16 protein-coding genes are annotated in these 13,249 nt (G+C 34.8%); 3 read left to right on the top strand and 13 right to left on the bottom strand.

The genetic code is table 11. The annotated features are described in order from the left end of the window. Positions 1–16: 16 nt before the first annotated feature. The 6 genes from QWC74_RS13005 to QWC74_RS13030 all read right to left on the bottom strand — a co-directional run bounded on the left by QWC74_RS13005 (position 17) and on the right by QWC74_RS13030 (position 5,437). Positions 17–856, bottom strand: coding sequence for a phosphatase PAP2 family protein (locus tag QWC74_RS13005; protein ID WP_006785768.1), 840 nt, complete (start codon positions 854–856; stop codon positions 17–19). Further along, positions 849–2,186 carry an alkaline phosphatase family protein gene (locus QWC74_RS13010; protein WP_006785769.1) on the bottom strand — a complete coding sequence of 446 codons (1,338 nt, stop codon included), beginning with the start codon at positions 2,184–2,186 and terminating at the stop codon, positions 849–851. Before QWC74_RS13010 ends, QWC74_RS13005 begins: the two co-directional genes overlap by 8 nt. A gap of 195 nt (positions 2,187–2,381) precedes the next feature. Next, on the bottom strand, positions 2,382–2,663 hold the full coding sequence (locus QWC74_RS13015) for a rhodanese-like domain-containing protein (RefSeq protein ID WP_006785770.1): 282 nt from the start codon (positions 2,661–2,663) through the stop codon (positions 2,382–2,384). 118 nt (positions 2,664–2,781) lie between these two features. Beyond that, the gene (locus QWC74_RS13020; RefSeq protein WP_006785771.1) at positions 2,782–2,982 is read right to left on the bottom strand and encodes a cold-shock protein; all 201 of its coding nucleotides are present in this window, start codon (positions 2,980–2,982) and stop codon (positions 2,782–2,784) included. Positions 2,983–3,164: 182 nt separating this feature from the next. Continuing rightward, on the bottom strand, positions 3,165–4,337 hold the full coding sequence (locus QWC74_RS13025; RefSeq protein WP_006785772.1) for a class I SAM-dependent RNA methyltransferase: 1,173 nt from the start codon (positions 4,335–4,337) through the stop codon (positions 3,165–3,167). A 308-nt stretch (positions 4,338–4,645) separates the two neighbouring features. Continuing rightward, complete coding sequence (locus QWC74_RS13030; protein ID WP_237701300.1) at positions 4,646–5,437, bottom strand: hypothetical protein; 792 nt, start codon at positions 5,435–5,437, stop codon at positions 4,646–4,648. Positions 5,438–5,706: 269 nt separating this feature from the next. Here QWC74_RS13030 and QWC74_RS13035 point away from each other — a divergent pair, with 269 nt between their 5' ends. Then, on the top strand, positions 5,707–6,888 hold the full coding sequence (locus QWC74_RS13035) for an MFS transporter (RefSeq protein WP_006785774.1): 1,182 nt from the start codon (positions 5,707–5,709) through the stop codon (positions 6,886–6,888). Between the two features lie 16 nt (positions 6,889–6,904). On the opposite strand, the gene QWC74_RS13040 is transcribed toward QWC74_RS13035, so the two are convergent. After that, entirely contained in the window at positions 6,905–7,273 is a 369-nt protein-coding gene (locus tag QWC74_RS13040) for a hypothetical protein (RefSeq protein ID WP_006785775.1), read from the bottom strand. An 80-nt stretch (positions 7,274–7,353) separates the two neighbouring features. Next, positions 7,354–7,830: a dual specificity protein phosphatase family protein gene (locus QWC74_RS13045; protein ID WP_006785776.1), complete on the bottom strand. Its 477-nt coding sequence runs from the start codon at positions 7,828–7,830 to the stop codon at positions 7,354–7,356. Positions 7,831–8,005: 175 nt separating this feature from the next. On the opposite strand from QWC74_RS13045, the gene QWC74_RS13050 reads away from it, so the two are divergent. Further along, positions 8,006–8,950 (top strand): pectinesterase family protein, encoded by a 945-nt coding sequence (locus QWC74_RS13050; RefSeq protein WP_288994189.1) that lies wholly within the window; start codon positions 8,006–8,008, stop codon positions 8,948–8,950. A 29-nt stretch (positions 8,951–8,979) separates the two neighbouring features. Here the strand turns inward: QWC74_RS13050 and QWC74_RS13055 are convergent, their stop codons facing one another. After that, entirely contained in the window at positions 8,980–9,351 is a 372-nt protein-coding gene (locus QWC74_RS13055; RefSeq protein ID WP_006785778.1) for a PH domain-containing protein, read from the bottom strand. 12 nt (positions 9,352–9,363) lie between these two features. Further along, the gene (locus QWC74_RS13060) at positions 9,364–10,203 is read right to left on the bottom strand and encodes a hypothetical protein (protein ID WP_006785779.1); all 840 of its coding nucleotides are present in this window, start codon (positions 10,201–10,203) and stop codon (positions 9,364–9,366) included. Between the two features lie 380 nt (positions 10,204–10,583). Here QWC74_RS13060 and QWC74_RS13065 point away from each other — a divergent pair, with 380 nt between their 5' ends. Beyond that, a complete protein-coding gene (locus QWC74_RS13065; protein WP_006785780.1) occupies positions 10,584–11,036 on the top strand; it encodes a YhcH/YjgK/YiaL family protein in 453 nt (150 codons plus the stop codon). A gap of 28 nt (positions 11,037–11,064) precedes the next feature. Here the strand turns inward: QWC74_RS13065 and QWC74_RS13070 are convergent, their stop codons facing one another. From QWC74_RS13070 to QWC74_RS13080, 3 genes are all read right to left on the bottom strand, one after another. Then, the gene (locus QWC74_RS13070) at positions 11,065–11,571 is read right to left on the bottom strand and encodes a peptidylprolyl isomerase (protein WP_345770257.1); all 507 of its coding nucleotides are present in this window, start codon (positions 11,569–11,571) and stop codon (positions 11,065–11,067) included. Positions 11,572–11,723: 152 nt separating this feature from the next. Then, positions 11,724–12,440, bottom strand: a complete 717-nt coding sequence (locus tag QWC74_RS13075; protein ID WP_006785782.1) for a GntR family transcriptional regulator — start codon at positions 12,438–12,440, stop codon at positions 11,724–11,726. 98 nt (positions 12,441–12,538) lie between these two features. Further along, positions 12,539–13,237, bottom strand: coding sequence for an N-acetylmannosamine-6-phosphate 2-epimerase (locus QWC74_RS13080; protein ID WP_006785783.1), 699 nt, complete (start codon positions 13,235–13,237; stop codon positions 12,539–12,541). Positions 13,238–13,249: the final 12 nt, after the last annotated feature.

Raw genomic sequence — 13,249 nt, forward strand, 5'->3', positions numbered from 1 at the left:
TTAGCATCTAATGATGCTACTTTTTCTCTTGTCCTTTCCCCTTAAAAAACAAGGGATAGATACCAAATCCTATAAAACTTATACTGCTATAAATAATAAAAGTTGCATTCCTAATCTCTCCTAGGATTTCTTTGAATACATGTTTAAGACTTAAAATAACAAGAATTCCAATTAAGCATCTTAAGATTTTAATCACTAGTGTTGTATTCTCTTGAAATTGAATATACCTTTTTTCAATTGTTGTTCCGAGCGCAAATCCAATAAATGTTCCTAATGATTTTGAAAAATCTATTGAAGTCATAAAAATCCCAGGAATGAAAACAATTAAAGTCGCTAAATATAAGAACTGTTTATTTTCTGTTCTTTCATAAAGATAATACGTAATCGTTGCGACTATAATTCCAAGCAGTAATCCAACTATTACATCACGCGGATAATGAACACCTAAGTAGAGTCTAGAAATCGCAACTAATAATATAAGAAGTAAACTTCCCCATCTAATCGAGCGCTTCTTCAGGAATATTCCTATCGCAAAATAGGTTGAAGAGGCTCCTTGCGTATGTCCGCTTGGAAATGAATAACCTGTTGCCGTCTGAGTTCTTAGAGAACGAATCCCTTCTTTACCAATCGGACGTTCTGCTTTAAAAATATTCTTAATCCAATTATTTAACAAACAACTTGTAAAATAAGAATAGCCTATGTATTCACCAAACTTTTTATTATAGCCCCAGTAAATACAAAGAATCACCGACAAAATAACGGCACTTTCTCCTAACATCGTGATAAACTGAACCACTTGATCTAAAACTTCATTATGTATACTTTGTATCATGCGTATAATATCTAACTCACTCATTTTCTTTTTCCCCTTCTTCAAATATTTCATTCAACACCCTGCCATCACAATCATAAAAATCTAATCCTAGTATGCTAGCAATAGTTGGAGCAATATCCATGACGCTTATATTTCCCATCTCAAATTGATTTTTTATCCCGACACCTGAAATCATGACAATAGTTTTATAACCTGCCTTAAGCGGTGAGTAGCCATGATTACCTTTTGTAAAATTTGATTTAACATCTTTAGAGGTTAAATCATCTTTAAATTGATAGCCCGCCTTGGCTTCAATTGCAATATCAACATCTGATGAAGCATGAAGACGCTTCAAGTCATTAACTGTATAGATAGTTTCAATACCGTAAGTAGGATCTTGCATGACAGATCGCAGTAACGTCATCACTTCTTTTTTGATAACTGAATCGTGGTCTTTAATATAAACATAAGCTCCTAACCCAAGGGATTGAACATAAGCTTTGTAATCTAGTCCATCTTCTGTTTCAGTGATATAACCCGCTCTTTTTAACACATTATTTAAATAAACATTCTGATGAACATCCATCTGCCCATGATCACTTGTCACAACAAAGACTGTATCATCATAATATCCCGCTTTCTTTACTGCTTCTACAATTTCCATCACTGATTGCTCATACACATTAAATGCCTTCACCGATTCAATAGATTCAACACCAAAATCATGCCGAAAATGATCAACGGAAATAAGATGTATCGCTAACAAATTAGGTTTCTTAGATTTTATCGTATCAACTGCTACAGCGGTTGAAAATTGATCTAACTTAGGTTGGGTACCATCTCCTAGGATTTTTCCATATTTCAAATAGGACTTAACCAAGTACATCGGTGTACCACTTTCTAATAATTTCGTTGCTTGGTTTTCTCCTGCTAAGGCAATAATTTCAGGAATATTATAAGTGATATTTCCTCGCCCTGTGACTGGCCATAAAATACTAGCCGTCACAAATTGATGTTGTGCGAGTTTATCAAACAATGAAGGAACTTTTACTTCATCTTGATACCAGTACCACGTTTGGTTTTTGATTGGGACTCCTACCTGTAGCTGGTGATTATGATAAATTCCGTGTTTATCCGGAGTCGTTCCAGTGACGATTGAAGTATGGATGGGATAAGTTAAGGTTGGATAGACGGTAGTTACTTGATTAGAATAGGCTCCCCTGTTAATTAACTCTAAAAAAACAGGGCGTTGCATTAAGTTATCAAAATCCGCTTCATATACACCATCTAAACTAATCATGATGACATGTTTAGCTATTTCATTTCCTGTATAAGCTGTTTTTTTGAATACTTGTCCCAAATCAAAACACATCCAAACTCCCCCTATTAAAATAATGATTACTCCTATGTATATCATTACTTTCATTATTTTATTCATGTTTTCACTGCCCCCATTAAATTCTCCCCTTTACCTTTTATTACACCTTATTTTTATAAACACTTAAATATAACGAGAGATTATGTTTAGCTCATAAAAAAAAGAGTTGTCATAAAATACAACTCCAACCTATCGATATTCTAACATTCCACCTAATACATTGATGACATCGTATCCTAAAGAATTTAGGTATGCTGTCACTTGCTCCGTACGAGCTCCTGAACGACAAATTAAATAATAGCACTCTGTTTTTGATAAATATTGATGGGGTTCTCTCACTAATTCTTGCATCGGGATATGTCTGGCTTGCGCTAATTTAGGTAACGTTTTAAATTCTAATGCCTCGCGAATATCTATTAAATTGATCTCATTTAATTGAGGTTTTAAATCTTTGATATGAATGTGTTTCATATTTTGCACCTTCCTTATCCTCTCTTATTGTACCATTGATTCTTTTATTTATAAAATGACATGCAATAAATAAAAAAAGAGACTATCAGGAAAGTCTAATAGTCTCTTAAGTTAATGCTTATAGTTTAACGATATGAGAAGCTTGTGGTCCGCGGTTTCCTTGAGTAATTTCAAATTCAACTTTTTGACCTTCTTCTAATGTTTTAAATCCATCACTTTGAATTTCTGAGAAGTGAGCAAACACTTCATCACCGTTATCAACAGTAATAAATCCGTATCCTTTGTCAGCATTAAACCATTTTACAGTTCCTGTTGCCATGTTAAAAAAACCTCCAAAAATAAAATCATTTTAATTAATTAGTTACATCTCATCTAATACATGTCATTTATTAAATATTAAAACTGATGGAACTATCATTAATATTGTTGGTTTTATTTTTAAAATTATTCATATTTTATAAAAAAATTTTAAAAGCTACTTAAAAAAGTAGCTTTTAATGATTATTCTTCTGTTGAAACAGCTGTTTCAGATACGACTGCTCCATATTTTTGTTTTAAGTTATTATCAAAATATTGATAGTAACGTGTTAAGATACGTCCATTATATAATTTACGGTTTTTATCCGCTTCACGTCCAAATGCTTTTTCAAATTTAGAGAACGACGTTAAGATATTGAAATCCCAAGTATCTAATTTACGTTTCATGATTCCTAATTTTTTGTTTAATTTGAAGACTTCATCCTCTTCACCGATACGTTCTCCATATGGAGGATTTGTAATCATATAGGCGTATTTATAATTAGAAGAGAATTTATGGAAGTCTAATTGATGGAATTCAATTGCTTTAGCAACTCCTGCTTTTTCAGCATTTTGACGAGCCGTACGTAAAACTTGTCCATCTATATCATAACCAAACATACGTAATGAGTTATTCTTGATGGCTTTACGAGCACTGTCACGAACTTGTTCAAAAATTTCAGGATCCATTGATGGCCAATCTTCGCAAACAAATTGACGATTTAATCCAGGTGCAATATTATTTCCAATTAAAGCTGCTTCAATTAAAATCGTTCCCGATCCACAGAATGGGTCAACCAGTAAGCGTTCTGGTTTCCAACGTGATAAGTAAACTAAAGCTGCTGCTAATGTTTCTTTTAACGGAGCTTCTCCAGCGAATTCACGATATCCACGTTTGTGTAGTCCCGCTCCTGATGTATCGATTGTTAATGTCACAACGTCTTTAAGTAATGCTACTTCAATTTTATAAACCGGTCCATCTTCTGTAAACCAATCTTGGTTATACGCGCGTTGCATACTTTTAACAACGGCTTTTTTTACGATTGATTGGCAGTCAGGTACACTGTGTAAAGTTGATTTTACCGACTTCCCTACAACATGCATTTTCCCGTTAACTGGAATGTATTGACTCCAGTCAATGGCTTCTGTTTGATTAAATAAATCTTCGAATGTTGTCGCTTCAAATTCTGCTACTTTGATTAAAACACGTTCTGCTGTACGTAACCATGTATTTGTAATGGCGATGTCCATTTCATCTCCTTCAAAATGAACCTTACCATTTTCTAATTTTAAATCTTCGTAACCTAATCGTTTTAATTCGCGAGCTGTTACGGCTTCAATTCCAAATGTGGTTGTTGCAATTAATTGATAATCCATATATATTTCTCCTTATCTTAAAGTAGATCGTTTAGTTAAACGAATACTGAGATGACATTTAATTACAAAATTAGATTTAAACTACTCTTTTATTCTATCCATCTTACTCAAACTCACAACGTCGTTTTTAAGATGGCCCAAAATACCATTTTTAAGTTTATCATTAATCTGAACTGGTGGCAACGATTATCTAACTTTGTCGTTTGAATCGTATCAGTTTAAACCGAAAGTATCCTTTATATCATGAACGATTAAGAAACCGTTTAAACAAAAAAAGTCATTCAATTATTCACTGAATGACTTTTTTTTTATTTAATTTCAATGGTTCCATTGACTTGTTTCACGTACTTAATGTTTTGCTGATCAAGCAATGATGTCAGTTCCGATGTAATTTGTGTGCCCACTTGATTTTGATCGGTCACAAATTGGCTATAATAATCGCTGACTTCAGATGTCATGCTTTCATTTGCTATGACTAATTCTACCATTTGATTTAAGCTAGCTAATTTATAAGATAATAGGCGATTTAAATTAGAAAAAGATTCATCTGCCCCTTCACTGATACCAGTGGTTTTAATTTCAATATTTTGCTGAATAGTTTGAAGTTCTTGTTTATAGCTATCTGAAAAATCATTTAATTTTAAATGTGAGGTAAGTTGTTGATTCACTTCATTATGCATTGACATTAATTCGTCATACTCGGTTAGATATGCTGTGATTGGACTCACTGAATTCACTCCAAATAATCCAAGAAGTTTTTCTTGTGGAATCACGCCACTTGCATACAAAATAGTAACTAAAACAATGACAAGTGGTAGCCCCACTAATATACCTCGTAAAACATCAGCTCCCATTCCATCATTTGAAAGCGATAAGTTGAGGTGTTGATTTGAGGATTTATGATTTTGACGATTCCCTGCGTACTGACGGCTTAAATCATGATTCGCCTTATATTGTGTCGGGTCTATTCGTGGTTTTTCATATAGCTGTTTTCCTTCCTCTAATTCTTCTTCGAGTTTCCATTCTTGATACCAGTTACGATAATACTTTCTTTTTCTAGTCGACATCTCCCTCATTGCCAAAGTGATTAACTTTAGCAACTTCCCCCTTTCGTATGTGCTATTAGATCTTTTTTTATGTGTTATCTTTATCGTTACGACATAACAATCCTCATTCATGATGTCTCATTATTTTAAAATAATTCTTTATATTGTAGCTTACGTGATTTAGATTCAGCGTATGACTTTAATCAAAAAAAAGAATTCGACGTTTTTATTCATGTCAGAAAAAAAACAAAGAATGTGTCATTTGAATTCATAGGATAAGTCTTATATAATGATAGTTAAATGTCTCAAAATTAGGAGGATACATGGAACAACAATCATTAAGAAAATTTTTGATTTTTAACTTGTTAATCATGACGGTCTTTAACTTTGCTCATCCCGTCACACCTCGCCTTATTAATGAATTAGGGCTACCGTCATATATGTTTGGATTATTTTTTGCCATGATGTCTCTAGGTAGCTATATTTTTTCACCGATTTGGGGAAGTCTTTCCGATTACAAAGGGCGTAAACGCTTCTTGATGCTTGGTGTTTTAGGATATGGAACCGTACAACTTGGATTCGGACTTAGCCAAACAGCAGGTGTCATTTCAATCTTCAGGATTCTTGGGGGAATTTTAAGCGTTAGTTACGTCGCTGTTATAATGGCCTCTATTAGCGATCTTTCAACAAAAGAAAATCGTGCTAAATCACTGGCCTACTTAGCTGCCACAACAGCAATGGGAGCCGCTCTCGGGTCTAATATTGGAGGATGGATCGGAGCGTCAAATTATAAGTACACATTCATCGCCCAATTTATTGCCTGCATCTTATTAACGATTGCACTTGGTCTTTTCACAAAAGAAACCATTGAAACGAAAAAAGAAGGAAAAGCCTCTATTGCGACTAACCACTTAAAACTGAGCCAGAAATCGATTGATTTTAAATCAACACTTGGAAGCTTGATTATAACGGTTGCCTTTATGAACATTACCACAACGTCTTATAATTCAACAATCGGTTACTTTGTTGAATCAGATTTAAAACTTCCAACTCAATTAAATGGACTCGTTTTAAGTATCGCACCCATTTGTGCCATTTTAGTTAACTTCTTAATTAGTCCAAAACTGGCTGCTAAATACGATGAACTAAAAACATTAATGGTGGTCATCGCCTTAACTGCTTTCTCATTGTTTATGTGGGCCTTTAGTTCTAATCTGATAATTGTTGGATTATTCTTAATCATCTTCTTCATCGTCTTACCATTAGCACAACCGATTTATCAGAGTATGATTTCAAAACATGCAAAAGACAATGCTGGCGAAATCATGGGAATCCAGAATTCGGCCAGATCTCTTGGGATGATTGTCGGTTCTTTACTTGCTGGTTTCTTATATGACTATGGAAGTAAATTACCGTTTTTAGTCGGAAGTTTTACTGCATTTATTGCTTTAATCGTTCTGATTAAAGAATATAAAACAAAACAAAAAGACATCAGCAAATCATAGCTGATGTCTTTTTAGTTTAATACTTTTTAGGCTTAAATAATAACAAGGAACTAATGAGGCATAAAACGAACGATGGAATGCCATAAAAGGCACCAATTGCAAAAAATGAAAAAGTATGACCAATTGCTCCAATCACAGCTCCTTTCACTTTTTTTCCTTCTCGATTTAAGTAAGCCATTGTAATGAGGTTAAGAACAAGTAATCCTAGTGCGAAACAAGAGAACACTAATAGCATGAAACCAGAAAACCCTTTTGCTGGTTCCGATAGCCCACCTGTTAATTCAATTTGTGGAATTACGAGTTTTACTAACAAATAGACAACTCCTGCAATTAAGTTTAAAACAGCAGTCACAAGACTAAGGTTAAATCTTTTTTGCGCTTCCATAAACTCATCCCCATTCAGAAGTATTTCACCCTTATCTTAACATGTCACCCTATTTTTATCAACGCTTACAACAAATGGTTTTAGCTGACTTTTTCTAAGGTGATTAAGGCGTGCCGAGCATCAATTTCCTCTTCGGTTAAACCTAAGTTTAAAACCCGATTTAACTTTTCAACACAATACGAATTTGGTTTATAACAATTAGACGTCCAAATCCACATGTCATCCATTCCAAGTAAACGGCAAATAGCAAAAGCAATCGCAGCACCACGAGATACACCCGCTAAGCAATGAATGACGATACTTTCTACTTCTTCTGCATGATCTAAGACAAAATCTTTAATTTGATGACACTGCGCCTCAGACAGTAACGTTTGACTATCCGCTACCTCCGTAATATCATCAAAGGCTAATGATATTTTTTCAACAATTCTTGGGTTATGATAAAAGTTTGGGGGCTCTGTATTTGTTCCAACAATGGATACCAATAAAGCAACGCCCATCCATTGGTCATAGCTCCAATCCTGTGCTTCTTGTTGACTCATAATTTTGATTTCCATTTGATCACATCCTTTTCTTTAGCTCTTATACTATAGTTTATTGTAGATTTTTGAAATTTATCACCTTCTAATCAATGATTTTCTTTTTCCTTCCATCTAATGCTCATTTAACGATACATTTATAGAAAATTATTGATATAATTTTATTATAATTCTAATACCGGGGGGAAAAACGATGATACGTGTCGCATTAGATGGAACAGGAGATTTTTTTACGATTCAAGAAGCGGTTGATTCCATCTCAGATAGTAAACCTGAAACGATTTATATTAAAAAGGGAGTCTATGAAGAAAAATTGGTGATTGAAAAGCCCCATTTAACCTTTATTGGGGAAGAGGCAAAAGAAACAATCATTACCTTCTCTGATTATGCCAAAAAGCAATGGAATGAAGATGAAATTTATCAGACCTTTCGAACGTATACGGCTTTAGTTGGAGCTAATCATTTATGCTTTTCTAACTTAACCTTTAAAAACGAAGCGGGAAAAGGAAGTGAGGTAGGACAAGCACTCGCATTATATGTAGATGGAGATTGTATTCAATTTCACGACTGCTATTTCCTGGCGCATCAAGATACGCTATTTACGGGACCTCTACCACCAGCACCTATTAAGCCTGGGTCTTTTGTCGGCCCAAGAGAACACGCTAAACGAGAAGTGGGGCGCCAATACTTTAACAACTGCTACATTCAAGGAGATATTGATTTTATCTTTGGAAGCGCAACGGCTTACTTTGAAAAATGTACTCTTTTTTCAAATGCATTAAACGGACACAGTTATATTACAGCTGCCTCTACTCAAAAAGAAGAACCCTACGGCTACGTCTTTGAATCTTGCCAATTATTAAGTAATGCCACACCGCACACAGTTTTCCTTGGTCGACCTTGGAGAGAATATGCACACGTTGCTTTTTTAAATTGCTATATGGGCCATCATATTCATCCTCTAGGATGGGATGATTGGGGAAAATTAAGCTCTCATAACACTGTACAATTTGTTGAATACAACAGTTATGGTCCCGGTGCAACACCACATCAACGCGCTTCATATGCCAAAGTCATTAATCATCCAACTTATTATACTCGCGAACGTGTGTTAAAAGGTTGGAATCCGAAATGTTAAAAGAGAGGTACACTCCTCTCTTTTTCTTATTAACAAATATAAGCCGCTAAAATTTTGCTCACTTCTGTGACATTAACACCCCTTGCAATGGTTTTTTCAATAACGCCATATCCTGATACCCAGATCTTAAAATCAACATCTAAATCCACTGTTCCAGCTGCCTCCAAACTAAAACACGAAATTTTATGATAGGGAATGTTTACATACTCAACCTTACTTCCCGTCACACCCTGGACATCTGATAGGATTAATCGTTTATTTGTCAACACAATATAGTCTCGAAATGATTTAAAAGCAAACTTAATCTCCTCATCTGAATTTAAAATTCGTTTAAACTTCTCATCCACCTTATCAGGATGAATCTCTACCGAATTACCCGATAACTTTTGCATGAATGACATGCCATCCCCTCCTTAAAAATTATCCACATATATTCCACGAGTTTCTTGTTCAAAATACAACGATCCCACCGTTTGAACACGTCCATCTGGATGATGATAATAAATAAAACGCTCTTCTCCCTCGTAAAAGGCATCGACATTAAAAACAATCCCAAATTTCTGACTTTTAGGCACAATCTCACTGTAAGCCCCTAAGTAATGAATATGATTAACATCAGAATCTAGATAAACATCCTCAGGAATACTAATCGTCGGATAATCGGAATTTAATCGAAAATTATTTAAATTAATCAGAGCTCCCAAATCCGTCGCTTCCGTGACTTCAAGTACGACGACAACCGTCCAAGTCGGTCCATTTTCATAGTATCCCCAATCCCACTCATCAGTTGACTTAAATTTTCCAAGGTTTAACGTGAAGTGATTCGCCAAATAAAATAATTCAGAATTTAAATCGGATGAAATAACATCTGAGATGAGATTTTCAGTTCCTTGAATTGAGGTCTGTTTTGTAAAGTACATTTGCTCAACCACTACTATTCCAAGCATGATTAAAACTGTTACTCCTACTATCATGCCAATTTTAATTTCTTTAACCAAATGATTCGAAGCACCAGAGAGACTCGGATAGATACGATCCATTTCTTCCGCTCTTTCATCTAATTCGTCTAATCGGCATTCCATAATACAGTCATAAGCTTCCTCCCATTCCTGTAGCTTCTGCCTGTAATACATATTACACTTAGCCTCTTTTTTATATTTCAAAACGAGCTCATCATAAATCGCTTCAATTTCTTCAAGCGACATCGAAGCATTCACTCCTAATACTTGATAGGCACGATTTAAATCATCCATTTCTTTCCCCCTACTCCCTTTCCATCCATTCACTCACAGTATTTCATTTCATTTTATGAATAAAAATCAAAATAAATGTCATTTCATCAGTAAAAGCCAAAAAACGGGTAGAGTTAGCCCCTACTCGTTTTTTATCACCCACGTCATAACTTTCATACTTTATAATCGATCTATCCCTGCTCCTAATTTCTAGTTCCTATCCTCTTCATATGTAAAGTATTTTTAATTTTATTTTCTGTTTTTTTCAATTTTCCAAACCTTCAATTTGCTTAAAAATTAGAATGACTTAATTCATTCAAAATTCATCTTCAACTCTTATATGTAACCTCTTACCTAAAGGATGGAATGTGGTATAATATGGATGTTGAGGGGGAATAACAATGATAATCGGAAAACTAAAAGACTTACCACGTTACAAAGGATTAAACCAAAACTTAGATACAGCTATTGATTTTATTTCAAATCATGATTTATCGACTTTACCACTAGGCAAAACTGAAATTGATGGAAATGATGTCTTTATTAATCGATTTGATTACTATGGAGAAGAACTTTCTAATTGCTTACTTGAGGGGCATCAAAATTATTTAGATATCCATCTCGTGTTATCAGGATGCGAATACTTAGGATATGCAGATGTTAGTGATTTAAATATCAAAACAACTTATGACGAGAAAACTGATTTCATTGAATTTGAGGGAACTCCGTTGATTAACTGTCCATGTTATCCTGAAACATTCGTCATCGTGTTTCCAGAAGATATTCACATGCCAAAATTAAAAATCAATCACGAACTCGTTCAAAAAGCAGTTTGTAAAGTTAAATTATCATAAACAAAAAGAGGCCCTTGGCCTCTTTTTCCTATTCTGAAATTACTTCTGGTTCAGGATAATCAATCCCAAACGTATTCACCGTCATAGACTCAATGATGACTTCTTTATCAACGGGTCTTCCATCAGGCGCAACCGTTAATGATTCTAAAGCATGCGCTACATCCATTCCACTAATCACTTTTCCAAAAGCTGCATAAGAACCATCTAAATGAGGAAATTCACCCAGCATAATAAAGAATTGACTTCCGGCACTGTCCATATCATTTGAACGTGCCATCGATAATACACCTTCTGTATGTTTTAAATCATTTCCAATCCCATTCGCTGCAAATTCTCCAACAATTTGATAACCAGGTCCACCACTTCCAATTCCTGTCGGATCCCCACCTTGTAAAACAAATCCTTTATCCACTCGATGAATCGTTAATCCATCATAAAACCCTTTTTCGATTAATGAAATAAAATTATACACGGTATTCGGTGCGATCTGCGGATACAATTGGGCTTCAATGGTTCCATAATCTTTAATAACCATCGTCACAATCGGTAATTGTTCAGGTGTTTCAACTTCTGGATAAATAATTTCATCTGGTAATTCAACTTTACTGCATCCCATTACGATTAAAGTCATGGCACACATGATGATTCCGGCTAAATATTTTATTTTTTTCATTTTTTAAATCCCCCTTAAATTCCTTTTCGATAAGCTGGCTGAATAAATTTATAGCGATCGGCTCGGTAATATGATTCCACGTATTCAAAAATTTGACCACTTTTTAAGTAAGACTGTAAACAAATGAGTAAACAAGGTGCTCCCGCTTCTACTTCTAAATAAGTACTAATCGGGGCTTCTAGTGAAATAGCTTCAATTTCTTGAATCGAATAATCAATTAAAAGTCCTAACTCTTTTTCAATGTAATCATATAATGAAATAGCGCCGATATCATCAGGTAATGACTTAATAATTTGAACCGGTAAATAAACAATTTCTACTGCCATTGGTTCTTCATCAGCCATGCGAACACGTTTTAATTCAATCACTTCTTGACCTTCTTTAATTTGAAGTTTACTTGCAACGATTTCATTGGCGAGCCTCACGGTCTGACTAATTAATCGACTACTCGGTTTGAATCCTTTTTGAATCATATCTTCGCTAAAACTTGTCAGTCCATGAATGCTTTTTTCATACTTTTGATGATTAACAAACGTTCCTTTCCCTTTTACGCGATACAAAACACCTTCGTACACTAATTCATTAATCGCTTGACGTGCTGTCATCCGACTCACATCATAAAGTTTCGCTAATTCCGGTTCTGAAGGAATCGTTTGATGCTCTTTATAATGTCCCACTTGTATTTGCTCTTTTAATTCTCGTGCAATTTCACGATATCTTGGTAACGACACGCCTCATCCATCCTTTATATTATATTAATTTGATTTTACCAAAAGAAAAACCAGGTGTCTATGTAATCTGACACCTGGTTCTTTTTGTTTTATTGTTTCTAATCTTGATGCAAAGCATCAACAAATCGTTTTGTGATTTCTAAAGGCCTTGTAATAGCCCCTCCCACAACAACGGAAAAAGCCCCAATTTCAAGCATTTTAGCCGCTTGTTCTGGATAATGAATTTTACCTTCTGCAATAACAGGCACCTTAATTGTTTGAGCTAACTTTTCTACTAACTCATAATCAGGTCCCCCACTTGGCATTGAATAACTGGTATACCCACTTAAAGTCGTTCCAACAAAGTCAACCCCACTTTCATAGGCATAAACGCCTTCTTCATATGTTGAAATATCAGCCATTAATAACAACTCTGGATATTTGTCCTTAATAGCCTGAATAAATTCTTTAACACTGCGTCCATCTACTCGATCTCTTAACGTACAATCAAGCGCCACAATATCTGCACCAGCCCCAACTAATTGATCCACTTCATCCATTGTCACTGTAATATATTGCTCAAACCCTTCGTATTGTTTTTTAATAATCCCGATAATCGGTAAATTTGTTTCTTCTTTAATCAAGGCAACATCACGAACACTATTCGTTCGAATCGCACAAGCTCCCCCACGTTTTGCAGCTCGTGCCATCAAAGGCATGACACTATAATCCTCTTGATATAATGGTTCACCCTCTAAAGCCTGGCAGGACACAATTAAATTCCCTTTTAATTTTTCAAGTATAAAATCTTTTGTCACGTTTCCCCTCTC

Source organism: uncultured Turicibacter sp. (assembly GCF_938044715.1).
Classification (GTDB): Bacteria; Bacillota_I; Bacilli_A; order MOL361; family Turicibacteraceae; genus Turicibacter; species Turicibacter sanguinis.